Source organism: Spiroplasma endosymbiont of Melieria omissa, from assembly GCF_964031175.1.
Taxonomy (GTDB): domain Bacteria; phylum Bacillota_I; class Bacilli_A; order Mycoplasmatales; family VBWQ01; genus Spiroplasma_E; species Spiroplasma_E ixodetis_A.
On sequence record NZ_OZ035012.1, the window covers coordinates 376,976 to 403,311 of the forward strand.

Genomic DNA, 26,336 nt, shown 5'->3' on the forward strand with positions numbered 1-26,336 from the left:
TCTTTCTTTTTATAAATCTAAATTTTATAGCTAACTAAAGTAATGTTTACTCATATCTTGAAAAACAAAATCAATCGCTTTTTTAATATTTGGTCAATAATTTGGTAATATTTTTCTTATATTATGTTTTATAGCAAATCAAAAATGTTCAATTGGATTTAAATTAGGAGAATATGGCGGAAGAAATAATAGTTTGCATCCAGCATTTTCAATTAATTGTTGTGTTAATTTAGATTTATGAAACGTTGCATTATCTAAAACTATAATTTGTCCACGCTTTAATACTGGAATTAGTTTATTTTTAACATATGATTCAAAAATTTTACTATTGCAATGTCCTTCAAATGCTCATAAGGCTTTTAATTTACCTTTATTTAGTGAACCAATTATACTCATTCTCTTTATTTTATATGCGGGTTTATTATCAAATAATCTTTTACCTTTTTCAGATCAACCATATTTATAAAATTCATTATCATCAATTCCAGATTCATCAATATATACTAAATCTTCATTCATTATTTTAGCTATTTCTTTTAAAAAATCTTCTTGTTTATTTTTATCTCTTTGTTCATATAGAAAAGTTTTTTTTATATGTATAATTTAGTTTTTTAAAATAGTTATAAACTGTTTCTTTAGTCATATTTCCAAATTTATCAATTACTTTTTGAACTGTAACATCTTTATTTTCTGCTAAATAATTTTTTAATTCATCTAAATCCTTTATTTTGTGGCTATGTCCTTTTTGATAATTCAAAATTGGTTTTATATGCCCAGTTTCTTTTTTTCTTTTTCTTCATAAAAATAAAGTCTTTCTAGTGATATTGAACACTTTACAAATTTCTTTAATTTTCATATTTTTACTTTCATAAGCTTCTATTACTTTTCTTCGTAAGTCTTCACTGTATGGTTTTGGCATAATTTAATCTTCCTAATCTATTTTAATTATTGCTGAATTGTACTTTTAAATTCAAAAACTGTTTAAATTACATATTATTATTTTACATTATTTATGAGTAAATATTACTTTAGTTAGCTATATATAGGTTATTCTTCTATTTTTTTTGTAATATTTGATAGTTTTATTTCATTAATTTCTTCGGTCGTTACTTTCATATTATTTTCACTTGTTTTATTTCTTGGTGGTAATTGTGGAGGAACATTATTACCAACTGAACTCAATGAAGTTGTTTCATCTTTTACATTTTCATAAATAAATTTTTCAAAAATAGCTTTTTCTTTTATTTCTTCATAAATATGATCATCTTGATTAAAATATAAAGGATTATCAATTGAACTATTTTGATAATTTAATAACGTTTTAATAGTCTTAAATAAAAAAATATTATCTTCTTTTAGTTTTTTCATCTCTTCTTCTATATGAAGAATTTCTTTTCTTAATTTTTGTAATTCTTTATTTTTCTTTTTAAAGTACTTTTTAAGATACTTATTATAAAATTTTCTTATAAACTTTAATATTTTCTTTCTCCTTCTTATAAAAAAATAAAAAAAATTTAAAACAATCATGCTTTTTTTATTTTTTTATTATTTCTTAATTTCTTTTTTAATTCCAAAATGATTTTATTAGTTCTGGTGTTATTACTATTTTTATATATTTACTTAAACTTATTTTTTAAAATTCTTTCAAAAAATAAAAATTTCTTATAATAAAGGTATGTCAAAATTTTTAATGTCCGTATTTATTTAGTTATTTAAAATTTAATTATTATAAAAGTTTAATTATAACTAAAAATAAAAAAATCATTACTTCTACCATCCTCTAAAATCACACCAGAAACTATAATAATTGTATATTAAATACAATAAAAATAAAACGATAAATATGAATTTATTTGCTAAAATATAATAGAATTTTTTTAAAATTTTTAAACAGAGTTATTAAAATAAAATCTATTATTAAAAAGGGATTTTTATATTATCCATGTGGTTCAAATGTCGGATGAGGTACATTTTCTACTTTAGAATTAATAATATTTTTATTTCAAGGAATTATTTTATAAAATACATAAGCACAAATAAAATCAGCTGATTTACTTAAACACGAAATCATAATTACCATTTTAATACTTAAGTCAGTTCACTGCAATAAAGCAAAAGTAATAAAAATATCAATAAATCAAATTAAAAATAGATCAGCAATACTAATAATTAAAGTATAGCCGCCAGCATAAAGAAAACTAAATAATGGTTGCATCATATTAATGAAAAAATAAGTTACTGCTGAAAAAGCCATATATCAAACTGCAAGTTTCATAGCATTATTAGATAAATTTGGAAATAATACTTTTGGAACTCAAAAAGCACTACCCAAAATAATTAAAGCAATAACAGTTGAAATAGCAAAACTCAATTTTAATATCTTCTTAGCATTTTCTTTAGCCAGTACTAGTTCTCCTGAACCTAACTTGCTACCAACAGCATATCCAACTAAAGCATTATATCCCCTAAAAGTAGAATAAAAAATAGCAACAACACTACCAACAATTTGCACAGCGGCAACAACTTCAGTATCACCAAAATGAGAATATAAAGCTGTTAACATTACTACTGAAACACCAAATAATACTTGACTAGCAAATAAAGGAATAAAAGTAATAATATATTTTTTATGTAAATCTTTTGTAAATTTAAAAATATTTCAATTAGGAGCATAAATTGGTTTTTTATAAATTAAATAACCTAACAATATAAAACATTCTACTGCTCTTGAAATAATTAAACTTATTGCTAATCCTTCAATGCCTAATTGTGGTCCCCCACTATATGGTAATGATAAAATACAAACTAAAAATGTATTTAAGAGTAATGAACAAATAGAAGTTATCAATGGTGTTTTAACATTGCCACATGTATTCATAGTAATTGACATAATAAAAGCAAAACCTAACAATGGGTAATTTCAAGCAATTAATTTACTATATTCTTCAGCAATACCAATAGCATTTTGATGAGAATTATCTTCAGCACCAAGAATTACTCCCATAATTTGTTTACTAAATAATTCTAATATTACAACAAAAAATATTGAAAAAATTAAAGTATAAAATAATTTTATATTAGTAGTTTCTTGAATTTTCTTCTTATCTTTAATACCTAAATATTGAGCAGTAAAAATATTACCGGTAGCAACAATAGCAAAAAAGATATATCAAACCATATCATAAATATTACTTGACGATGCAACTCCGGCAATAGCATCATCATTTCCAAATTGACTAACGACAAAATTATTCATTAAGTTTATTAATGTTTCAATTAAAGATTGTGCACAAATTGGAATCATAAATAATAATGCCATTTTATAAAAGTTTAAATTATCTTTGTTTAACATTTTCATATCATCTCACCCAATTTAAAATTTAATATAATAAAAAAATATATTAATGTTATTATTTAATATTTTGTTATATTTTTAACGAATAATTGCTTGAAATTTTTTCTTTAATATTTCTTGAATATTACTTATTTGTCCACTTACTTTTGTTTCATCTAATTGTTCTTCTTGACTATTAAATTTCAAATTAAAAGTTAATGAGTGTTGATGTTGTGATTTTAATTTTTCATCATTATAAAAATCTACCAAAGATATTTGTTCTAAAAAATCAATATTTGCAAACATTATAGCATTTTTTACATCAGAAAATTGAATATCGCTATTAACAATAATTGATATATCACGACTTAAAGCATTAAATTTTGATCAAAGCTTAAATTTAGAAACTACTTTTTGTTGTTCTTCTATGATTTTAACTAACTTACTACAATTAATTTCTGCTAAGAATATTTTTTCAACATTCATTATTTTTTGAGTTTGTGGATGCAGTGCGCCAATAGTAGCAATATGTTCTTGCTCATAAAAAATATCTGCGCTTAAATACGGATGCATTAAAGAATTATTATTATTTTTATAAACAATAGAGTTAAATAAATTTGGCATAACTTTTGCTAAAAAACCATCTAAAAAACCTTTAATAAAATAATACGTACTATTAGTAATTTTATTAGCATTAATTTTTGGTCAAAAATTATCCATAATCATAAAAGCTAAATGATGATTATCATCAGTTTCATCACCTGTATAAATAGTTTCATCAGTAAAAATTTTTAATTGTGTTTCTTTACGTGCATAATTATATTGACAAATTCTTAATAAACTATCTGTCAAACTAAAACGCATAACTTCTCTTGTTAATATCAATGGTGCTTCTAATTTTACAGGTATTTTATATTTAAAAAAATTAAAATCATTTAATCTCTGCATACTTGTTAAACTATATGTTTTTACTTGATTAAAACCATAACTTGTTAAATGTTGTCTTCATTTCATCATTAAATTTTCCAATGCTGTTGGTGACTTAAATGATACATTAAATTGTGGTTTAATAACTGATAATTTATCATATCCAAATACTCTGGCAACTTCTTCACTAAAATCATTAGCGTTATTTAAATCACTACGATGATTAGGGACTGTTACTTTTAAAATTTCTTGATTTTTTGCATCAATTTCAATTTGACAACCAATAATAGTCAAATAATTAATTATTTCATTAACCTCAAATTTTGTACCTAAAATTTTATTAATAAAATTAAAATTAAAGTTAATTACTTTTGTTTTAACTTGATAAGGAACATCATTACTAAAACCGGTAATTTCATATTTAACTTGCAATTGTCCTAAAATAAACAAATAACGTTGTAAAGCAATTAAATAATAATCAGGAACAACTGGTCTTGTTAAACGTTCTAATAATGTATTAATAAGAGCACCATGTCGTTTTGCTTGTTTACTCATTAAGGTAACATCAGGATTAATTGAAAATATAAAAACTTCTTTGGAACTTGGTTTAACTTCATATTCAATATTATGACTAACTCCTAAAACACTAAAAGCCAAATATTTATCGTGTAATAAAATATCGCCCTCTTTAATTTGCAAATTACCTTCTGGGTATGATTTAGGTGAAATATTTAAAGATGGTTTTTTTAAAACATCAGCACTAAAAGTAATTAAGGGTTGACCCAATTCTAACATTACTAAATGAATAATATCTTCTGATAAAGTTTTGGGTACAATATTTGCAAGTTGTAGTGTTCTTCTAATTCAAATTGGTGTTATTACAGATTTATCATCAAATTCAATCTTTAACGTTGCTAAAGCTTGAATTTTACCATTAAGAACACTAACTTGACTTTTATTATCAAATTTTCCTATACTACTAACTTCCATGTTTTTTAAAGGAATTTTAAAATAACCGCTTAATTCTCTAGCAATACTATAAATCCCCAAACAATCACTACGATTTACTGTTAAATCAATAAAAAAAATTGTATCATCTAAATTTAAATATTGTAACGGATTAATATTACCAATCATTGCATCATCTGGTAAATGAATAATACCACTTAATTCTTCTTTATTCTGAACAATACCGCTTAATCCTAATTCTGTTAATGAACAAAGCATTCCTGAAGAAACAACATCTTGAATTGTTCTTTCAACAATAGTAAGACCATTACCTAAAACACTTCCTATCCTTGCTACAACAACTTTAATACCAATAACTACATTTGGTGCACCACAAACTATAGTTAACATTTCAGTACCTACTGTTACTTCACAAATATTTAATTTATTCGATTTAGGATGTTTAGTAATTTTAGTAATTTGACCAACAACTAAGTTTGTATTACTAAACATTAAATTTTTTACTTGATCAACCTCAAAACCTAAACTATTTAAAGCATCAACGATTTCATAATCTTTAATGCTATTAATATTCAATCACTGCGAAATGATTTTACGTGAAACTATCATTTTATTTTATACTCCTTTTAATTTTTAAAATTGTTTTAAGAATCGAAAATCATTATTATAAAATAATCTGATATCGTCAATGCCATATTTAATCATAGTAATTCTTTCAATGCCTACACCAAAGGCAAAACCTGCTGTTGTTTCATCTAAACCAGCAGCAATAAAAACATTTGGGTGAATCATACCAGCACCTAAAACTTCAATTCAACCAGTATACTTACATAATGAACAACCTTCTGTATTACATTTTGGGCAACTTACATCTACTTCAACTGAAGGCTCCGTAAATGGGAAATAACTAGGACGTAATCTTGTTTTAGTTTCCATACCAAAAAATTGCTGACAAAAATAATTTAATGTTCATTTTAAATTTGCAAAAGTAATATTAGAACCAACTAAAAACCCATCAACTTGCATAAATTGATGAGAATGAGTAACATCATCATCATCTTTTCGATAAACATTTCCTAAACTAATAATAGCCGTGGTTTCTTTTGAATTTTTATCTTGCTCGCTAAGAATGCGTGCAGTCATATTTGTAGCGTGTGTTCTTAATAATCAACGATTAAGTTTGTCATTATTATTTTCAAGATAAAAAGTATCTTGCATATCTCTTGCTGGATGATCAAATGGTAAATTTAAGCGATTAAAATTATATTCTTCATTTTCTACTTCATTACCACTAATGATTTGATAACCCAAATTTTTAAAAATTTCAGATATTTCGGTAACAGTTTTTAATAGAGGATTGATGTGACCAATATTAAAATCAATAGCCGGTAGTGTTAAATCAATTTCTGAAGATTTAAGATGCTCATTAATGTTATCTTTCTCAATTTCATTAAATTTTTTTATTATATATTCATTAATTTCTTTTTTTAATTTATTAGCTGCTTGACCAATTTCAATTCTAAAATTATGAGGAAACTTTTCTAAAGATTTTAATATATTATTAATATCCGAATTTTTACCTAAATATTGTGATTTTAAAACTTGCAATTTATGTAAATCAGCAACTTCATCAATATTATTAAATGCTTGCTGTCTAATAATTTCTAATCTTTTTTTTAAATCGTTAACCGCTAACATTCTATTCCTCCATTAATTTGTTAATATGTATAATTAAATTTTTATAATTCAAAATAAGTATAATTTATTTTAATATATTACTAGTAAATAAGCAATACGTTACTATTGCTATACTTGTTGCTAAATTTAATGATTCAACATTAAAAGAAGTTGGAATAAAAATATTACTATTAATTTTATCTTTATACTTTTTATTAATGCCTTGTCCTTCATTGCCAAATAAAAAAGCATTCTTTTGCTTAAAGGTAATTTCAGATAAATTAGTACTATTATCTTCATGTAGAAATGTACCATAAATCATATAATTTGCATTTTTTACTTTTAATAAAAATTGATCAAAATTTTCATAATACACATTAGTATAAAAAATAGCTCCTTGACTTGCACTAATTACTTTGTGATTATATAAATCAACGCTTTCATTCGATAAATATACTTCAGAGATATTAAAAGCAGTAACACTGCGTAAAATATTTCCTAAATTACCTGGATCTTGAATTGTATCAATTAGAATAATATGAGAAGAATAAAAATAATTTAAAGGTTTAACAATATTACAAACGCCAATTATTGGTTGTGGTGTTTTTTGTTGTGAAATTTTTTTAATAATCATACTATTTACAACAATAACTTCAATATTATTACAATCTTTTAATAAATTTGCATATTTGTCTAAATACTTCTCATCAACATATATTGTAAGTAATCTTTTTTTTAATAATGCAATACTAATTAAATGTTCTCCTTCAATTAAAAACTTTTTTTTAACATTGCGATGTTTTCTTTCATGTAATAAAACTAATTCTTGAATTATTGGATTTTTAAGTGAGGTTATTTGTTTCATCCATAACTCCTTGTTTTAATATTTTTTGACAATCTTGAATATCTGGACAATATTGAGCAACAAAATTTCAAAATGTTTTTTTATGATGAGCATGAATTATATGCGTTAACTCATGAATTATAACATAATCAATTACAGCATAATCAAAATGAATTAATTTATAATTAAGTGTAATGATTTTAGTATTTGGTTGACAAACACCTCATTTATTTAACATCGAACGAATTTTTAGTACTGAAAACTCAATATTCATAATTTCTGATCAATATTGTAAACGACTCATAAAAATATTTTTTGACTCTTCTTTTAAAAATTTTTGAATTTTAATTAATATTTGCTTATCATCTTGAATATTTGTGCATACTACCAAATTATTAAATTCAAAATAAATAATGGTTTTTTTTGAATGATACTTAGTAATTAATTTATATTTTTTACTTAAAAAATAAAGATAACTGTCATTATTATTAATAACAATATTGGGTTTTAATATAGTTTTCTTTTTTAAAATTTTAGGTAAACTTTTTAAAATGAAATCTTCAATTAATTTTTCTTGCATAAAAAATGGAGCACTAATAATAATTTGATCGTTGCGCACTTTTAAATACATATGTTTTTGTTGTTTATATGTAATAATGTACTCTCATTTTGTATTATTATAATTGAAAATTTTAACATTAGTCATTTTAATCTCCTAAATAAAACGATCACTTATTTCCATTAATAATTTTGTGATTGTCGTAAATGATTTATTTCATTTTTATAAATATAACAAGAAATAATGTCTTCACTATTAAAGTTACATTTTTTACCAATTGTAAAATAAATATTTAATAATTCAAAAAAATCATTACTTGATTTTGATTTAAAAAAAGTTGTAACAAAAGCAAATAAATCAATGAATGCAAGATTAAGATCTTGATAATTTGTTTTTTCTGAAAAACTAAAATTTTGAAAATCAATATTAAGGCTATTACCGATACTAAGAATAAAATGAAGACTATCAATATATTCTTCAAGCATTACTGATTTTTCACTACTTGGTTTTGAACTTCAATATTTAAAACATCTTTGTTCATTTGCAAATTCACCTAATTCAACTAAAAGTGCTAAAAATCTAGAATTTAATGTTTTAATATCGCTAACACCGCGATTAATAATTATTTTTTTATCTAACTCATTTTGAAGTTGGATAATTGTTGAAAATTGTTTTGAATTTAACATAATTAACTCACTTTCTTTTTTTAATTATTAATTAAGATTTCATTATTTTTTTATCTTTTAAATTTAATTTTTTATAAAATTTTGTAATTAATGATTTTTTATCTTTGTAAATAGGATTAATTTTTGTTCCTTTTTCTAAATAAAAAGGAGATAAAGTTTTTATAATAAAAATATATGTTAAAACTAGTAATGAAATACCAACAACAGACATAAATGTAAAACGTAAAATTGGTAACCACACTGAAGTGTCTAATACTTTTTTACCAAAAATTGCTGTATAACCAGCATTTCCAATAAATAAGTAATTAGTACCAAAAGAAGTATTAAAAATAAAAACACCACCACCAAATAAAGTTAAATATAATATACTTTTTTTGATATATATTTTGTCATATTCAATATGACCATATAAATATAAAAGTAAATAAGAAAAAAGAATAATAATATGAATAAAATAATAATTTCAATAAAGAAAATGCTGTGGACCAAAAACTCATTTTGTTTTATCTGGTAATAAAAATGCCAAAATAACAGGACCAATTAAAGGAAAAGTAATATTAAATAAACTTTTATTAGGAATAATTAATAATATACCATTAGTAATATTTAATACCGAACATAATTGAAAAGGAAAATAATCATACCATTGATAATTATCACCATTCAATCCATGAACAATATAAAAACTAATATATAAAAGTATTTGAAAAATACCTAAACTACATTTAAAACTATAGCACTTACTTAAATTAGCATAAAACCTTTTAAAAATAAATAAACTAATTATCAAGAATAATGATATAGATAAGCCAATTCAATAATACATACCAAATAAAGGATTAATAACTGCTTGTGGATTACCATCAAAAAATCCAAGAAAAACAAATTGCATAATGGCCCCCTCTTTTTTAAATTTCTTTCTTATTTTTATACTAAGAAGCGAATTTATTTTTTAATTTTACCATTAAATATATTATAAAACAAAGTTTGTGATAAAAAAATATTCTTTGAAATTTATATTAAATACATTTCCAAAACTTATCATAATTTTATATAAATTAAAAACACTTGAAATAAATTAAATTTATTATAAGTGTTTTTAATTTATATAAAATTTGCAATTAATTATTTTGCTAAAGCAGATTTTGATGCCAAAACTAATTTCTCAAATTCTTCTGGTTGATTAATTGATAACTCAGACAATATTTTACGATTAAGATTAATATTAGCTTTATTTAAGCCATCAATAAAACGTGAATATGATAAATCATAATTACGAACAGCTGCATTAATTCTTTGAATTCATAACTTGCGAAACTCACGTTTACAATTTTTACGATCACGATAAGCATATGCTAATGAGTTCATTACTTGTTCATTTGCTGTACGATATAAACTATGTTTTGCTCCATAATATCCTTTTGCTGCTTTTAGTATTTTTTTACGACGATGATTAGTTGTATAACCACCTTTAACTCTAGCCATTTATTTTGTCACCTTCCTAAATTAAATCTTTTAAACGCTTATAGTCAGAAGCAGATACTTCACTTCACCCACGTAATTGACGTTTTTGTTTTGTTGTTTTATTTTGAGCTAAGTGAGAAACAAAAGCACCACTACGCATTCATTTACCACTTCCTGTTACTTTAATTCTTTTTTTTAAAGTTTTTTTTGTTTTCATTTTTGGCATATTTTACCTCCTATTGTTAATTTTCTTGATTTTTCTTTTTTGGAAAAAGATAAATAGTTTGTATATTTTTTTCTTTTTTATCAAAGTTTCTATCATAAATACAAATATCTTCTAATTCTTTATAAAATTTTGTAATTACTTCAAATCCTGCTTCAGGATTATGTAATTCACGACCACGATATTTTAATGTAACTTTTACTTTGTTACCATTACTTAGAAATTTACGAGCCTTATTTGCCTTTGTTTTAATATCATTGTTATCAATAACAACACTTAGTCGAATTTCTTTTTCTTCAACAATCGTTAATTTTTGTGCTTTTTTAACTTCTTTTTCCTTTTTTTTTTGTTCAAAACGATATGTATCAAATTTTAACATTTTACAAACAGGTGGTTTAGCATTTGGTGATATACATAATAGGTCATATCCTAAATCTTCTGCTTTTTTTAAAGCATCATTTTTTTTTATTAAACCATAATTAGTACCATCATTACCAATTAATAAAAATTCATAAAAGGGAATATTACTATTTCATAAATTATCATTATTTTTAAAAGCCATACATACCTCCTTTAATTTGCATAAATAAAAGTGTGCTAAAACGCACACTCACCACTACAAAACTTTATTTTAAAAATAAAAATTTAAAGCATTGAACCTATAACAACTTAGTTATCAGGTGAGCGTAAAAACTACTTTCTTTATGTCAAGTATTATTATATTAGATTTTTAATAAATTACAAGATTTTTTTAATATGTTAGTACATAAAATTAAATAAAAATAAAAAAACTTACTATATAATTAGCAAGCAAGTCTTTTATTTTTATTAATTTTAATACTAATTACTTATATAGCTAACTAAAGTAATGTTTACTCATATCTTCAAAAACAAAATCAATCGCTTTTTTAATATTTGGTCAATAATTTGGTAATATTTTTCTTATATTATGTTTTATAGCAAATCAAAAATGTTCAATTGGATTTAAATTAGGAGAATATGGCGGAAGAAATAATAGTTTGCATCCAGCATTTTCAATTAATTGTTGTGTTAATTTAGATTTATGAAACGTTGCATTATCTAAAACTATAATTTGTCCACGCTTTAATACTGGAATTAGTTTATTTTTAACATATGATTCAAAAATTTTACTATTGCAATGTCCTTCAAATGCTCATAAGGCTTTTAATTTACCTTTATTTAGTGAACCAATTATACTCATTCTCTTTATTTTATATGCGGGTTTATTATCAAATAATCTTTTACCTTTTTCAGATCAACCATATTTATAAAATTCATTATCATCAATTCCAGATTCATCAATATATACTAAATCTTCATTCATTATTTTAGCTATTTCTTTTAAAAAATCTTCTTGTTTATTTTTATCTCTTTGTTCATATAGAAAAGTTTTTTTTATATGTATAATTTAGTTTTTTAAAATAGTTATAAACTGTTTCTTTAGTCATATTTCCAAATTTATCAATTACTTTTTGAACTGTAACATCTTTATTTTCTGCTAAATAATTTTTTAATTCATCTAAATCCTTTATTTTGTGGCTATGTCCTTTTTGATAATTCAAAATTGGTTTTATATGCCCAGTTTCTTTTTTTCTTTTTCTTCATAAAAATAAAGTCTTTCTAGTGATATTGAACACTTTACAAATTTCTTTAATTTTCATATTTTTACTTTCATAAGCTTCTATTACTTTTCTTCGTAAGTCTTCACTGTATGGTTTTGGCATAATTTAATCTTCCTAATCTATTTTAATTATTGCTGAATTGTACTTTTAAATTCAAAAACTGTTTAAATTACATATTATTATTTTACATTATTTATGAGTAAATATTACTTTAGTTAGCTATATATGAAATGGTGCAGGGTATGATTATAATGAATTTTCTGGTGTAAATTATGAAAATAAAACTAAATCATTATTTAATAATAAAAATGATATGGAAACAACAGAAACTAAAATAAGTCATTATTCATATTATTTTTATAGATTTTTTGATATGTTATTAATTTATGAAAAATTATGAAATGGTATTGGTGATAGACCTTATAGTTTTAAATTTTTACCTATTGCTATGACTGACCAATTATTAAAACAAGAAATGATTAGTCAAAGATTAGCAGATAGAACAATATCATATACACAAGCTATTGCTGAATTAGATGAAGTAACAAAACAACAAGCAAAAAAACATTATAAAGAAATAATGGAAGAAGATAAAGAAGAAATAAAATTATTAGGAGAAAATGAAAATGATACATCAACAAATTCAATTAATGAAACATCTACATCTTCAATTAAAAAGACAACAATTGCTAATTAAAAGATGTAGTTATTGAAAAATATTTCCATTTGTTATTAATAATGGTGCTATACCTTTAACTGAAACTGGTTATAAACCTATTAATAGTAAAATAAGTGATTTTGGTCAATATGAATTAATATTAACTGGTAATACTCCAGTTGTATGTATTTGAAAAAATAGTACAAAAATATATCAAAAAAATAAAGGTAAAATTGACCCTATAACTCATAAACCTAGTGAACAAGATGAATTTTATACAAAACAATATAAAATTGGTGATTATTGAAATGCTTATTTAATTGATGATACAAGTGGTGTTGATTTTAGTAATTTACCTAATAATCAAATATTTAAAACAGTACAAACTAAAAGACAATATACTTTAGTAATGTTTGAAGAACATATTACAATTGATGATTATTTACAATTTTTTTGTGTATTTAATGATGAAAATGAAAATATTGGTGGTAATTCTTCAAAAAATCAAGATAGACAATTATTATATATTTCAAATGTAACAAATTATTATAGTCCTTATAATGGTGCATTTAGTATGCAAGTTTTAACTTTTAGTAGTTTAAATGATAGAGTAATTAGTAGTGGTCAAAATACACTTGATTTTGTACAATATGCAAGCCCGGGTAGTGGTTATGCTTTTCCTACTATTCAACAAGGAAAAGTAACTTTAAATCGTACTTTAATGAAAGATATTGGTGTACGTTATAGTCATAGACAAAGTTATGGATTAGAATTATTATCAAGTTGTTATTATTATGGAAGACCAATAATTCAAGGACAAGAACCAATTCAACAAAATAATGAAGAAATATTTGAAAGTAAAGTATTTGCTTCAAGAAGATTATTTATTGCTGGTAATAATGACCATTCTACAACAGATATTAAAAATAATGGTGGTTTACTTTCTGGAATAAATGATAAAATAACTACAAGTAGTCATCCAGAAACTACATTTTATAATATTATGGACGCAAAACCAACTGGATTTACTAATTTTAAAGATTTTAAAGAATGATTAAAAACTTCATTAAATTTTCAAGAAAATTTATTTGTAACAAAAGATTTTAAAGGTATGTTAGCATTTGATAAAGATAAAGCAATTAAAAGTAATGGTACAGCAATAGGAGAAGCTAAATTTTTTTGAGATAGTGAATGAAATATAAATAATTTAACAGGTAATTATAATGTTGATATGAGTAGTAATTTTAAATATAAAGACCCAGATACTCATTTAATTATAGGAAGTCCAACTGTAGATTATAGTAAAATATCACAAAAATATATGTCTGCTATATTAAATTTTAATAGTGTAGTATTTAGTCCTTTAATTCAAATGCCTTATGATAGTCAACAATGATTACCTTTTGCTTTAAGTGATATTCCTTTAATTGGTAAATTATTAAATGCTTTAACATTAGGTATATGAAGTAGTTGAGTTATTACTCAAAATGTTCAACAATATAAAAAAATGTTATATTTTAATGGTTTTATGAGTGCATTTTTTACAAGTAATTTAGAAAGTATTATTGGTAATGGTGGTTTAATTCCATTAAATGCATTTACAAATGATAATGATTTTACTATTGGTAAATTATTAGGTGCAAATGTTTCAACAACTGCTATGACAATGAAATTAAGTGATAGAGTAAGTGTTTATCCATGAAATCCAGAAAATGGAGAAAAATTAACTATAAAAGAACAAATAAGTACAGTTGATTTATCACAAAAGAAAAATAATAAAGTTTATATTTTAGCAGAAGATACTGAATTTTTAGATATTGCAAGTCCTTTTACAAATGAAGATACTGAAACTCAATGAAATCCTACAAGTAATGGTGTTATTGATGGTTCAAATTATGCTTATATTATTGATACAATTGTAACTCAATCATTACATCAAGGTGAAGAAAGACATACATTTTATAGTGATAATCCTTTTACTTATCAAGGTGATTATAATGAAATATCAGTTGCTCAGTTTAGATATAATAATATGGGTGCATTAACTGGAAATGCTTTTAATTGAACTACTTTGTATAAATTAAATCATGATGAATATAGTGAAACTGAAGAAACAACATTTAGTTATCCAGCAAAAATATTACCACCAAGTCCTCAAAATATAGCAAAATCAATAATTATTATTCCAGATTTAAAAATAGAAATGACAGCAAACGATGTATCATTAATTGATACAAGTTCGGAATCATACAAACCTAATTTTAATGTTTGACTTACTAATAATTCAAATAAATTAGGTAATTATGAAGTTGATTTAAAATTATTATTAGACCCAACTTTATTAATTAATACTTTTAATGATTTAAAAAGATATTATAAATCAATAACTATTTATTACGATTATGTTATTGAAACAAAGGAAGAAATAAAAAATTCTCATGATAATAAATTAGTAGTATATTCTACAAACGAAACTTTTAGACCGGCAAAAAGTGAAAACATAAGTAAAACTATTGATTTAAAAGATTTAATATTAAGTAATAATAATCCAACAATTAATGAATATAAACAAGAATTTTTACATCCAAATGATAATAATGATGAAAATGGATTAGCATATATTTATAATTATAGTAATAATAATTTAATGCCATATAATTTAACTGGTTATGAATTTAATCTATCAGTACATTTTGGAAGTTTAGGAAGAACAGTAAATAAAAATTATGAAACAAATTCATATATTGCGATGAGTATTGTTGATAATAAACATCTAAAATGAAATTTTTATTTACAAGCAAATTTAGGTAAAATTGAATGTATAAATGATTGAAAAAACAATTTAATATATACACATGGAAAAAGATATATCAGTAATATTAAAACTAATATTTATAAAATAATTTTAAATTCAAGATAAAAATAATTTTATATGTTAAAATAATTATGTTTATGATAAATATTTTTATGGAGTACTATTATATGAAAAATATTTTAAAAAAAATAAAATTTAAAGAAAAAAAAACATGATTAATAGTTATTAGTTTTATTTATTTAATTATATCAATTTATTATTTAGGAACATTAATCTATTGAGATAAATTTTATGATAATGTAAGTATTATTACTGATGATATGACTAAATATTTTAGTAGTGGAAGAATGTTTTTAATTAAAATGTTATCTTTATGATTTGTGGTTTCTATTGGTTTTTTTATAGGTTGAGTAATTTTAAAAGTTACAAAAAATAAAATAAAACCTAAACAAAATAATATTTCCCCACAATCTTAAATATTTCATGTTATAATATATTGAACTTACTTTTGTAAGTATATGAAATAAAAAAGTTCTCAATTTTACATTGTTGTTAGGTTGGCACCTAATTAAAAAGTTACCAATTAAGGTAACTTTTTTTATACTTTTATTAAATTAGATTTCTTTGAATTTATTAATAATTCATTATTAAAGTTATCATTAATTTCATTAACATCTATATTTATTGGATTTGTTTTCCTTATATATAATTCTTTTATTGTTTGAACATTTTTATTAATTTTATTTTTGATTTTATTAAGAAAATTATTTTTTTTGTTAATAATTTTATTTTTATCAATTTTTCCAAAAGTAAATATTTTGAATATTGAATAAATAATTTTTTTAAATTTACTAACTTTTATTTCTTTTTCAATTTTTTTATCTAATGTTTTAAGTTTTTCTTTAATAACTTCAAGTTTTTCTTTAATAACTTCTGAAGTAAATTGGTTTTTATTAGTAATTATTTTATCTAATTCTTCTTTGATTTTTTCTTCTGCGATTAAAAATTCTATAATCATTTTTTCTCCTTTCAAAATAAAAACTTATATTAAGTTTATATTATTTTTATATCATAAATATTTACTAAATATGTATAATTTAATTATTATCTCATTCAACATTTTTATAATCATTTAATAATTCAATTATTTCATTTATAAAATTATCACTATATGAACTTGATAATGCTATATTTTCATAAATTAAATCATTTTCAAAATCTAATTTAATATTTTTATCTTTATCAATTTTTCATTTAATTAAAAATTCACGTTTAGTCATTATTTACTCCTTATTTTTAATTTCTTTTACTTTATTTTTAAATTGTTTTTTATGAAAATAACACATATTAAAAAATTGAATTATACTATCTTCTATATTTACAGTTTTTAAAGTAACTAATACTTTACTATTACAATCTTTAACAATACATTTTAATAATACTTTTTCTTCTTTTTGTTTTTGCATTAATCAAATACTCCATTCTTTATTAATTGTAAAATTACATTTGTTTGTTCTATTGAACCATTTATATAATTTTCATTATAAAGTTTAGTTATTAATCTTTTATTATCCATTTCAATACATAAATTTAAATAATCAATTAATTTTTGTTTATATTGTTTTATAGCAAATTCTTTTCTTTCTTGATTTATTTTATTAACTATTTTTCAATGATTTTCACAATAAACTCTATTATTATTAAAATCTTTATGTGGTTGAATTTTACTATAATTTTCACATCTTATATTATTTTCATAATAATCACATTGTCATCCAGTTACTATAAACATTATTTATTCTCCTTTTATTAAATCTATTAAATATGCAATAAATACAGTAATTCCAAATAAAACTAATACTCCAATTATTACGGTTACTAAACTAAGTATTCATATTTCTACTGGTGTCATTAATTATTCTCCTTATTTAAATAATATCAACCAATTAATAAACTATCTGCTTCATCATGATTATTAATAATAGGTTCTCAATTATAATTATTTTTTAAATAATTTGCTAATTTAAAAGATAATTCTTTTTTAAGATAAATTATTCATTTTTTATATATTTTTTTATTAATATTTATATTTTTAATATTATTTTCTTTAATAAAATTATTCATAATTTCATGTGTTAATATTTCTATTATTTCTTTATAATTTTTTTCATAATATGATCATCATTCTGTATTACTTATTAACATATCTTTTGTTAATAATTTATTAAATTGTCCAGCAATAAAACCACGTAAATGTTCTTGTGTTTCATAACCAATACCATTTTTACTATGAAAAGTACCACGTTCAATAATTAAATCAAATTTTTCTAATCATGGATAAGTATTATCTAGTTTTGTATCAATATTAGGTATAATAATACTTCTAATTTTTCATTTTAATTCTAATGCAGTTTTAATATCATACTTTTTAAAATTATAACTTTTAATTAATATTGGTTTTCATATATCATTTGTATGTTGAGTATTTGTTTCTATTGGCTTTCATAAATATTTACAATTTATGGAATGGCAACACTTTTTAGGACTATTTTTTGGTAGACATTTGTTTTTGATAATTAACTGGAGTTAAGTAGTTTAAAGTGCTGTGGATTCTTATGTTGTTGTATCAATTGATGTAATCAAATAATTCTAATTTTAATTGGATTAATGATCTAAAATTTTTATCATTAATAAATTCAGTTTTGAAAGTTTTAAAAGTTGCTTCAGCAACAGCATTGTCATAAGGACAACCTTTTTTGCTTAAAGAGCGAGTAATATTGAATGCTAGTAAAAGTTTATCAATAATTTTATTATTAAATTCATTACCACAATCACTATGAAATATTTGAATATCTTTTAAACAGCGATTTGATTGCATAAATGCTTGATGTACTAATAAGGTATCTTTTCTAGTACTTAGAACCTGTTTAGGATCTTTTTAATAGAATTTAACTAAAACAAGAAATAATCATTTATAAATAGGTACTTAACCAATAATTTATTTTCTTTTTCATTTTTTTGTTAAAAAGATTTTATCATTTGAAAACTTATCGACTAAAAATCTATTTTTTATTATAAAATAACCATTATAATATAAATTTTATTAAAAATTAATCAAAAAAGATCCTAAACAGGTTCTTACACTATGTCCAATAATTTCGCGGTTAAATAGGTCAATTAATAAGCAAATATAGTTTCATTTACCATTAACTTGAACATAAGTTAAATCACTGACAATAACTTCATTTTTAAGCCTATTATTAAAGTTTCTATTCACAAGATTAGTGATTTTTTCATCATTTACTTTGTTATTATGATTTTTGAATGATAATTTAGTGTATTTTGATATTAAATTATGCTTATTCATAATTTCTTTAATTTTTCGTCTTGATAAATAAATTTCTTGGTTTTCTAATATTACTTTTAATCTTCTTGTTCCATAAACACATTTATTTTCTTTAAAAGCACTAATAATAGCTTCATCATAAATATTATTTTGAATTTTATTTTCTTTTTTCTTTAAATTAAAATAATATGTTGATTTAGAAATTTTTAAAAAATGACACATTGTGCGAATTTTATATTTAAACTTATTGTTTGTAATAATTTCTATTTTCTGCCTATTATTAGTGCTGCTTGCTTTAAAATATCATTTTCCATTCTTAATTGTTTTAATTCTTTTCTTAATTTAATTAATTCATTTTCTTCAACAGAACGATTATCTTTAGCTTTAAAACTACCTGAATTAGTAAATTGCTTAATTCAATTATAAGTAGCTGCTCTTGTAACATTATATTCTTTAGCAAGGTAAGATACTGATTTGCCGCTTTGATATAAAGCTACTATTTGTTTTTTAAATTCATCGGTATATGAATTAATATTGGCCATAATTATAGTTCCTTTCTTTCAACTAATTTGTTCACTTGTCTACGTAATTAGTGTCCAATAAAGTGTAACCCATCCAAAAATGTTCAATTGGATTTAAATTAGGAGAATATGGCGGAAGAAATAATAGTTTGCATCCAGCATTTTCAATTAATTGTTGTGTTAATTTAGATTTATGAAACGTTGCATTATCTAAAACTATAATTTGTCCACGCTTTAATACTGGAATTAGTTTATTTTTAACATATGATTCAAAAATTTTACTATTGCAATGTCCTTCAAATGCTCATAAGGCTTTTAATTTACCTTTATTTAGTGAACCAATTATACTCATTCTCTTTATTTTATATGCGGGTTTATTATCAAATAATCTTTTACCTTTTTCAGATCAACCATATTTATAAATTCATTATCATCAATTCCAGATTCATCAATATATACTAAATCTTCATTCATTATTTTAGCTATTTCTTTTAAAAAATCTTCTTGTTTATTTTTATCTCTTTGTTCATATAGAAAAGTTTTTTTTATATGTATAATTTAGTTTTTTAAAATAGTTATAAACTGTTTCTTTAGTCATATTTCCAAATTTATCAATTACTTTTTGAACTGTAACATCTTTATTTTCTGCTAAATAATTTTTTAATTCATCTAAATCCTTTATTTTGTGGCTATGTCCTTTTTGATAATTCAAAATTGGTTTTATATGCCCAGTTTCTTTTTTTCTTTTTCTTCATAAAAATAAAGTCTTTCTAGTGATATTGAACACTTTACAAATTTCTTTAATTTTCATATTTTTACTTTCATAAGCTTCTATTACTTTTCTTCGTAAGTCTTCACTGTATGGTTTTGGCATAATTTAATCTTCCTAATCTATTTTAATTATTGCTGAATTGTACTTTTAAATTCAAAAACTGTTTAAATTACATATTATTATTTTACATTATTTATGAGTAAATATTACTTTAGTTAGCTATAATAGGTCCCTACAACAGGTCTATATATACTAGTTTCCAATTCGCTCCCACCCCAAGAATTACCATTAAATGGTTAGTATATTTTATTAGGTATCACTCCACTTATTATTTATTCATGCAAGTCCACATGCTAGCCACTATTTTGAACAACTGTGTTATGGTTCACTTTTTTAATTCCTTAACACGTGTTGATAATAGTATTAAAGAAAGTTATTAAAAATTTTAAAATTTTACAATTACAAAAAAAAGACAAGATTATTTCTTGCCTTTTTCCTTAATAACTTTGAGAATAATTTTTATTTTTTTTAAATGTATATTTTTTTAAATACGTCGAATATAATAAATTTAAATTTAAGGGTTAAAGAGAGTAATTTTGTCTAATTTTTCATTATTTTTCAAATAATTCATTTTTGGAAATAAGTTACTAATATGATAATTAATTATTTCGTAAATTTGACAACCGTCCTAATACATTTTTACCCATTAAAACTAGTAAAAATAATCCTAAAACAAGTAAAATTAAAATTTTTAATAAGATTATTAATAAAACTCGCAGAAAAATTGAACATGTTTTTGCATTTTTAAAATGTTTTAAAATTATTGGTTATAAATTTAGAAAAGGTAGAAAACGAATATTTTTAAGATTTAATTTAATTGCAGGATTTTATAATTTATCATTAAAACTTAAAAACGTTATGCAGTAAGTCTATTATAATTAATTATATGATTAACATTGGCATCGTTTTCAACTAAAAATTTAACTATATTTAAATATCCTTTTTTGGCGGCTTTTGTTAATGGAGTATTACCACTAGTATTTTTATCTGGATAAGAAGTCACTTTACCGGTAAGTTTTTTACAAATGGAATATTTAAAGTTTCTATAATTGACATTGGCGCCATTTTTTACTAATTTCATAGTTTTTTTAAATTACCTTCTTCAATAGCAATCATGAATTTTAAACTCAAGTAAAAATGAAATAAATTCACCTAACTCTAGTAATCAACCAACAACAAATATCAAAAAACAAAGTTTGCTAATGATCTAATTAAAAGTCTAAAATACTTTTATTATTTCTTAGTTTTAATATTTCTAACTTCTTTTAATTGTTTTTTTAACATTTTCAATTGTAATTGTAAATCTTCATATGATGGTAAATCATCACTTTTAATTTCTTCTTTTTTGTTTTTACTATAATCATTAGTTTTTTTTGATAATTGTGGAGGATTAACTCATAAATTTTTTAAGCCATATCAAAAAATAGTAAGTAAACTTAAACCAATACCTGCTCAAGGAATTGTTCATAAATCTTTAAAAGGAATAGTTTGAAAATTTCTAATATTAAAGTAATTAAAAAGTACTAATACAAAAAGTATCAATACTAAGGTTATTAATAACATGTGTATAGCAAAAACTGATCTTGAAAAAGGTTTTTTAATAAAAATTAATGGTATTAAATAAGTTAAATTAAAAATCAATAATGTTCCAAAAGTATATAAAGAAACTATACTATCACTAGTCATTAATTGTTTATAAAAACTACTAGTAATTGGTTCTTTATTAACGATTAAAGTAATAATAATAGCAATATTGTTTTTTAATGGAACACCCCAATTAAATAATGGAAAAATTGATAAACTAATTGTTACTGTTAAAACACTAATAATAACTAATGTTTTACTTAAAATTAAATTATTTTTTTTCATGTTATCCATCTCTCATTATCAGTTTATTTTTTCCCTTTAATAATATTTTATCATTATTAAAGCAAAAAATAACTATCAAAATTAAGATTAAGATTTATTTTTAGTTTTAGCTAAATTTAATGCAATTTTTCGCGCAGCAAATGGATCACGAGGATCATAATGTCAATAATTAGTAAAATATTTTTCAAAATTATTAGGTAATGTTGAAGAAGCAATATTAATAGCATGAAAGCGATTAGCTTTTGCTTTTAGTTGTAACATTAAATTAATATTATTTTTAGTAATATTAGCAGATAAAAAATCAGAAACTACCAATAAGTCTGCATTATGATATGTCTTAGATTGCATAATTGTTAAAGCATGACTAATAGCTGGATTAATATTAGTATGTCCTTTAAAACTATGACCTAAAAAATGAATTAGATTAGGAATTGATGAAACTAAATTAGATAAGTCATAAGTTTCAAATTTACCAGAAAAATTAATCATATAGCACGGTCTTTTTTCTTGTAAAGCAATTTTACTAATAGCCAGCGCAATTGATTTTGCAATAATTTCCGGACTATGACTCATTGATTTAGATGTATCAATGCATAAGATAAAAGGGCCTTCACTTTCGGGAATTGGTACTTCTACAACTTCTTCAACAAGATGTTCAGTGGCAACTAAATCCATTGATTCAAACTCTGTAATTGCTAACTTTTCTTCAACAAATTTTTTATAAAAAATAGCATTTAACTCTGGAATAGCAAGATTAACTAATTCTAATGGTAATAAATGTTCTAAATCTTTACCCTCGGTAATTCCTACTATTTCTTCAGGCCATTTTCCTAATGGCTTTAATTCATATTCAATTTGTACTTTTTGATGAACCTGCTTTTCTGTTAAACCTGAAATTCCTTTTCAACGACCAAGTAGTCTAGCAATTTCAATAATAGCTGGATTCTTATTTAAAATTTCACCATATTGTATAATAGTATTTAAATTAATTTTTTTAAAATCATTTAAATCTCCTTCTCAAAATCGTCCAAAAAAATTTCAAGCAAAACCAACAATATGCCTTACTTCATTAATAATTTTAATATTATTACTTCACATTGTTAAATACTTTTGACGCATTTGCATAGTTTCAAATAACTTATAATTTACAATTCTTTGAACAATTAAACTTTCTCAATGTCTTGTAAAATTATCAAAAGTTAATTTACTATTAAGTTTACGATCCTTAAATTTTTCTTGAAAATAATGAAAATAATTAATCATTAGTGAATCAAGAGCTTTTGCCCTAGTGTAAATTTCTTGTCAATTATTTTTTAATCTATCAATACCATTAATCATAACTCAGAAATATAATCGTAATTCTCTTTTAATGATGGGACTAATAACAATATTTTTACTTTTTTCTAAAACTTCATTTAAATAAAAATGACTAATTTGTTGATCAAATTCCGGAGTTAATCAAGCAAAATTTTTTTTAAATCAAGCAAAACTACTTAAATTTGTTTCTGATAAAGACATTTTTTTTAATTTAGTTTCTAAAATTTGTGAAACATGGGATTCAATTAATTGTTCCATACTAATCACCTATTTTAATTAACATCAGAATTATTATTAGTGTCATTAACATTTGGGATAGTTATTGGTGAATCTTCAGTTAGTGATTCTGATGAAAGAGTCTTTTTGGTTTCTGCTTCAGGTATTTGTGAAATTTTATCAAAAAATGCCATTTCTAATAGTGATTTAAATTGTTCATCAAAAAATATAGAATTGGTTTTACTTAAACGATGATATTCTTGTTCAAAATGTACTTTTAATTCATTAATTTGTTGCTTTAAATCTTTAATTTGACTATTAATATTTCCAAATTGTGATTTACTATCAGTATTAGTTAATTCAACTTGAATTATAGAATTATTTGTAATATTTATTAATTCACTAGAATTTTTTAATTGTAGTTCAAACTTCTGATTACCTTCCATTTTACTTAAACTTTTACCATAAAATAATTGAATATTATGACTTTTTTTATTACGTCGTAATAATAACTGAAAATCCTTTCTACTAATAAAACAAATTGGAAATTCATCACTATGTCATAATAAACGATAATATATACCTTTAATTTCTTCAGAAAATGGATTGGAGTAAATAGATGGTTGATTTTGACTATCTTTAATGTTTTCGGCATTATTACTTAATGTTTCCAACTCACTTTCCAGTTCAATCTGATTTTGCTTCAATGTGTAAGTTAAATCTTCACAATATGCTTCATTGAAAAGTTTTGTATATTCTTTTTCTTGATCTTCATTATCTCAAATACAGTAAGGAATAATCAATAAATCAGGCTTATCAGTAGTTGTTCTGCCATTATAATAAGCTGAAGCTTTTATTAATTTAGCAATTTTTTTTCATCTTCGATCAGAAATGTAAGCTTTACCATTAGTTGCTTCTGTTAAAATTTTACGAAAACGAGAAATAAAATTTAATGTTTCTTTGCTTAAAGTAACAGTAGTTTCCAATTCTTTTAATCACTTTTCATATTCAGATGTTTTAATTTGTAATTCAAGCGGAACTTTTACTTCTAAACTAGTAATACTTTCTAGCATATCATTAAAATTTTCTTCATTAGTTAAACCATAAACTATCATTCTAATAATAAAACGATCAAATAAAGCTTCTAAACCTTTACCACTTTCTGGTAATTCATTGGAAGCTGAAATTAATAGTTTTAATGGTACTTTGATATCAACACCACCATTACGAAAGATTTTTTCATTAATAATAGTTAGTAAAGTATTTTGAATTGAAGGGCCTGCTTTTCAAATTTCATCCAAAAAAGCAATATCAACAGCAGGTAAATATTGATCAATAATTCTTACATAGTTACCTTTTAATAAATCTTTGATTGAGATTGGTCCAAAAATTTCTTCTGGAGTAGAAAAACGATTCATTAAATATTCAAAATTTCGCCCATCATGAAGCGCATATTTAATTCGTCGTGAAATTAATGATTTAGCAATTCCTGGTAATCCTAATAAAAATATTGATTCTCCTGATAATAACGCCAAAATAGCAAGTTTAAAAACAGTTTCTTTTTCATAAACATCAGTGCTAATTACTTTAATTAATTGTTCAATTCGCTTAGAAAGTAAACTATCTGTATTCATTATATTCTCCTTTACTTATTATTTATTCGACACTTAATTCTCTTCTTACATCATCACTTTTAACAATTAATAAACAAGCAGCAATTAATCATAAAACAGTTATTAGTAAAACAATAATCATAAATATTGGAACTTCTGCAGAAACAGTTTCATTTACTAATCCATTAACCACTAACAAAATTGTACAAAATACTTCTAAAACTATAAAATAAGCAATTGCTAAAATAATATAAACAATTGATCATCCAAACATAGCACTAGCAGTGCGACCAATCGCTACTGGTAAATAAAATATAAAATTAAATCCCAGAGTTATAATTAAAAATATATAAATTATATAAGTTGGGTTCATGTTACTACCTTTATTACTCAAAATTTGATTAACCAAATTGTTAGCTAAAAAATAAGAAAAAATTAAATGAAAACATGAAACCGTAAGTAACAAAATACGAGCAATATTTTCCATTTTTGAACTTCAATACATTCTTTTAAATTTAATACTATCACTTAATAACGGATTATAAGTAGTAAAACGTTGTTCTTCAATATCTTTAAATGATGGATTATCATTATTTGATTTGATAATACTATTATCAACATTTGACAATGGAGTATTTTTTAAGTCATCTTTTTTTTCTTCCATATATCTAACACCCCTTATTTTTTATTTATATTATAACTTATTTTAGGTATTAAAACTTAATAATAGTATCTGATATAAATCAAAATTATAAGCGTTTAACTTTACAAAATTATTAAATAAACATATTATCAAATTTAAATTTATTTTTTTAAGATATAA

General features: G+C 22.4%; 33 protein-coding genes. 3 read left to right on the forward strand and 30 right to left on the reverse strand.

The window, feature by feature from the left end:
- Positions 1–30 precede the first annotated feature (30 nt).
- From ACQH26_RS02500 to ACQH26_RS02570, 15 genes are all read right to left on the reverse strand, one after another.
- Entirely contained in the window at positions 31–519 is a 489-nt protein-coding gene (locus tag ACQH26_RS02500) for an IS630 family transposase (RefSeq protein WP_425381862.1), read from the reverse strand.
- Between the two features lie 40 nt (positions 520–559).
- A complete protein-coding gene (locus tag ACQH26_RS02505; protein WP_425381863.1) occupies positions 560–919 on the reverse strand; it encodes a helix-turn-helix domain-containing protein in 360 nt (119 codons plus the stop codon).
- A 128-nt stretch (positions 920–1,047) separates the two neighbouring features.
- Complete coding sequence (locus tag ACQH26_RS02510) at positions 1,048–1,368, reverse strand: hypothetical protein (protein ID WP_425382748.1); 321 nt, start codon at positions 1,366–1,368, stop codon at positions 1,048–1,050.
- 568 nt (positions 1,369–1,936) lie between these two features.
- Complete coding sequence (locus tag ACQH26_RS02515) at positions 1,937–3,352, reverse strand: MATE family efflux transporter (protein WP_425382749.1); 1,416 nt, start codon at positions 3,350–3,352, stop codon at positions 1,937–1,939.
- A gap of 81 nt (positions 3,353–3,433) precedes the next feature.
- Positions 3,434–5,839 (reverse strand): phenylalanine--tRNA ligase subunit beta, encoded by a 2,406-nt coding sequence (gene pheT / locus ACQH26_RS02520; RefSeq protein ID WP_425382750.1) that lies wholly within the window; start codon positions 5,837–5,839, stop codon positions 3,434–3,436.
- A gap of 24 nt (positions 5,840–5,863) precedes the next feature.
- Positions 5,864–6,928: a phenylalanine--tRNA ligase subunit alpha gene (pheS, locus tag ACQH26_RS02525; protein WP_425382751.1), complete on the reverse strand. Its 1,065-nt coding sequence runs from the start codon at positions 6,926–6,928 to the stop codon at positions 5,864–5,866.
- 64 nt (positions 6,929–6,992) lie between these two features.
- Positions 6,993–7,772, reverse strand: coding sequence for a TrmH family RNA methyltransferase (locus ACQH26_RS02530; protein ID WP_425382752.1), 780 nt, complete (start codon positions 7,770–7,772; stop codon positions 6,993–6,995).
- On the reverse strand, positions 7,750–8,457 hold the full coding sequence (locus tag ACQH26_RS02535) for a M48 family metallopeptidase (RefSeq protein ID WP_425382753.1): 708 nt from the start codon (positions 8,455–8,457) through the stop codon (positions 7,750–7,752). The genes ACQH26_RS02530 and ACQH26_RS02535 overlap by 23 nt, the downstream gene beginning before the upstream one ends.
- A gap of 35 nt (positions 8,458–8,492) precedes the next feature.
- Positions 8,493–8,996, reverse strand: coding sequence for a dUTP diphosphatase (locus ACQH26_RS02540; protein ID WP_338960903.1), 504 nt, complete (start codon positions 8,994–8,996; stop codon positions 8,493–8,495).
- Between the two features lie 31 nt (positions 8,997–9,027).
- The gene (locus ACQH26_RS02545) at positions 9,028–9,888 is read right to left on the reverse strand and encodes a hypothetical protein (RefSeq protein WP_425382754.1); all 861 of its coding nucleotides are present in this window, start codon (positions 9,886–9,888) and stop codon (positions 9,028–9,030) included.
- Positions 9,889–10,121: 233 nt separating this feature from the next.
- The gene (rplT, locus tag ACQH26_RS02550; protein ID WP_252320320.1) at positions 10,122–10,481 is read right to left on the reverse strand and encodes a 50S ribosomal protein L20; all 360 of its coding nucleotides are present in this window, start codon (positions 10,479–10,481) and stop codon (positions 10,122–10,124) included.
- A 16-nt stretch (positions 10,482–10,497) separates the two neighbouring features.
- Positions 10,498–10,686 (reverse strand): 50S ribosomal protein L35, encoded by a 189-nt coding sequence (rpmI, locus tag ACQH26_RS02555; protein ID WP_425382755.1) that lies wholly within the window; start codon positions 10,684–10,686, stop codon positions 10,498–10,500.
- Positions 10,687–10,702: 16 nt separating this feature from the next.
- Positions 10,703–11,245, reverse strand: coding sequence for a translation initiation factor IF-3 (gene infC / locus ACQH26_RS02560; protein WP_425382756.1), 543 nt, complete (start codon positions 11,243–11,245; stop codon positions 10,703–10,705).
- Between the two features lie 294 nt (positions 11,246–11,539).
- The gene (locus ACQH26_RS02565; protein ID WP_425382141.1) at positions 11,540–12,028 is read right to left on the reverse strand and encodes an IS630 family transposase; all 489 of its coding nucleotides are present in this window, start codon (positions 12,026–12,028) and stop codon (positions 11,540–11,542) included.
- Positions 12,029–12,068: 40 nt separating this feature from the next.
- Complete coding sequence (locus tag ACQH26_RS02570) at positions 12,069–12,428, reverse strand: helix-turn-helix domain-containing protein (protein WP_425381863.1); 360 nt, start codon at positions 12,426–12,428, stop codon at positions 12,069–12,071.
- Positions 12,429–12,699: 271 nt separating this feature from the next.
- On the opposite strand from ACQH26_RS02570, the gene ACQH26_RS02575 reads away from it, so the two are divergent.
- The 3 genes from ACQH26_RS02575 (at position 12,700) to ACQH26_RS02585 (ending at position 16,275) form a co-directional block, all read left to right on the forward strand.
- Positions 12,700–13,023, forward strand: a complete 324-nt coding sequence (locus tag ACQH26_RS02575) for a hypothetical protein (RefSeq protein ID WP_425382757.1) — start codon at positions 12,700–12,702, stop codon at positions 13,021–13,023.
- Positions 12,953–15,904, forward strand: coding sequence for a hypothetical protein (locus ACQH26_RS02580; protein WP_425382758.1), 2,952 nt, complete (start codon positions 12,953–12,955; stop codon positions 15,902–15,904). The genes ACQH26_RS02575 and ACQH26_RS02580 overlap by 71 nt, the downstream gene beginning before the upstream one ends.
- Before the next feature lie 62 nt (positions 15,905–15,966).
- Positions 15,967–16,275: a hypothetical protein gene (locus ACQH26_RS02585; protein WP_425382759.1), complete on the forward strand. Its 309-nt coding sequence runs from the start codon at positions 15,967–15,969 to the stop codon at positions 16,273–16,275.
- A gap of 122 nt (positions 16,276–16,397) precedes the next feature.
- Here the strand turns inward: ACQH26_RS02585 and ACQH26_RS02590 are convergent, their stop codons facing one another.
- The 15 genes from ACQH26_RS02590 to ACQH26_RS02660 form a co-directional block, all read right to left on the reverse strand.
- Positions 16,398–16,832: a hypothetical protein gene (locus ACQH26_RS02590; RefSeq protein WP_425382760.1), complete on the reverse strand. Its 435-nt coding sequence runs from the start codon at positions 16,830–16,832 to the stop codon at positions 16,398–16,400.
- Positions 16,833–16,896: 64 nt separating this feature from the next.
- On the reverse strand, positions 16,897–17,079 hold the full coding sequence (locus ACQH26_RS02595; protein WP_425382761.1) for a hypothetical protein: 183 nt from the start codon (positions 17,077–17,079) through the stop codon (positions 16,897–16,899).
- Between the two features lie 3 nt (positions 17,080–17,082).
- Positions 17,083–17,265 carry a hypothetical protein gene (locus ACQH26_RS02600; protein WP_425382762.1) on the reverse strand — a complete coding sequence of 61 codons (183 nt, stop codon included), beginning with the start codon at positions 17,263–17,265 and terminating at the stop codon, positions 17,083–17,085.
- Positions 17,265–17,591, reverse strand: coding sequence for a hypothetical protein (locus tag ACQH26_RS02605; protein WP_425382763.1), 327 nt, complete (start codon positions 17,589–17,591; stop codon positions 17,265–17,267). The genes ACQH26_RS02600 and ACQH26_RS02605 overlap by 1 nt, the downstream gene beginning before the upstream one ends.
- A gap of 119 nt (positions 17,592–17,710) precedes the next feature.
- Positions 17,711–18,004: a hypothetical protein gene (locus ACQH26_RS02610; protein ID WP_425382764.1), complete on the reverse strand. Its 294-nt coding sequence runs from the start codon at positions 18,002–18,004 to the stop codon at positions 17,711–17,713.
- Between the two features lie 340 nt (positions 18,005–18,344).
- A complete protein-coding gene (locus ACQH26_RS02615; RefSeq protein ID WP_425381973.1) occupies positions 18,345–18,677 on the reverse strand; it encodes an IS3 family transposase in 333 nt (110 codons plus the stop codon).
- A 225-nt stretch (positions 18,678–18,902) separates the two neighbouring features.
- Positions 18,903–19,367 carry an IS3 family transposase gene (locus ACQH26_RS02620; protein ID WP_425382765.1) on the reverse strand — a complete coding sequence of 155 codons (465 nt, stop codon included), beginning with the start codon at positions 19,365–19,367 and terminating at the stop codon, positions 18,903–18,905.
- Positions 19,368–19,408: 41 nt separating this feature from the next.
- Positions 19,409–19,687 (reverse strand): transposase, encoded by a 279-nt coding sequence (locus ACQH26_RS02625; RefSeq protein ID WP_425381925.1) that lies wholly within the window; start codon positions 19,685–19,687, stop codon positions 19,409–19,411.
- A gap of 22 nt (positions 19,688–19,709) precedes the next feature.
- Positions 19,710–20,018, reverse strand: a complete 309-nt coding sequence (locus ACQH26_RS02630; protein WP_425382766.1) for a transposase — start codon at positions 20,016–20,018, stop codon at positions 19,710–19,712.
- 162 nt (positions 20,019–20,180) lie between these two features.
- Positions 20,181–20,540 carry a helix-turn-helix domain-containing protein gene (locus tag ACQH26_RS02635; protein WP_425381863.1) on the reverse strand — a complete coding sequence of 120 codons (360 nt, stop codon included), beginning with the start codon at positions 20,538–20,540 and terminating at the stop codon, positions 20,181–20,183.
- Between the two features lie 814 nt (positions 20,541–21,354).
- Positions 21,355–21,579, reverse strand: coding sequence for an ankyrin repeat domain-containing protein (locus ACQH26_RS02640; RefSeq protein WP_425382767.1), 225 nt, complete (start codon positions 21,577–21,579; stop codon positions 21,355–21,357).
- 152 nt (positions 21,580–21,731) lie between these two features.
- On the reverse strand, positions 21,732–22,367 hold the full coding sequence (locus tag ACQH26_RS02645; RefSeq protein ID WP_425382768.1) for a hypothetical protein: 636 nt from the start codon (positions 22,365–22,367) through the stop codon (positions 21,732–21,734).
- Between the two features lie 87 nt (positions 22,368–22,454).
- Positions 22,455–23,942: a VWA domain-containing protein gene (locus tag ACQH26_RS02650; protein ID WP_425382769.1), complete on the reverse strand. Its 1,488-nt coding sequence runs from the start codon at positions 23,940–23,942 to the stop codon at positions 22,455–22,457.
- A gap of 14 nt (positions 23,943–23,956) precedes the next feature.
- On the reverse strand, positions 23,957–25,534 hold the full coding sequence (locus ACQH26_RS02655) for an AAA family ATPase (RefSeq protein WP_425382770.1): 1,578 nt from the start codon (positions 25,532–25,534) through the stop codon (positions 23,957–23,959).
- Between the two features lie 22 nt (positions 25,535–25,556).
- Positions 25,557–26,177 (reverse strand): hypothetical protein, encoded by a 621-nt coding sequence (locus ACQH26_RS02660; protein ID WP_286642598.1) that lies wholly within the window; start codon positions 26,175–26,177, stop codon positions 25,557–25,559.
- Positions 26,178–26,336 lie beyond the last annotated feature (159 nt).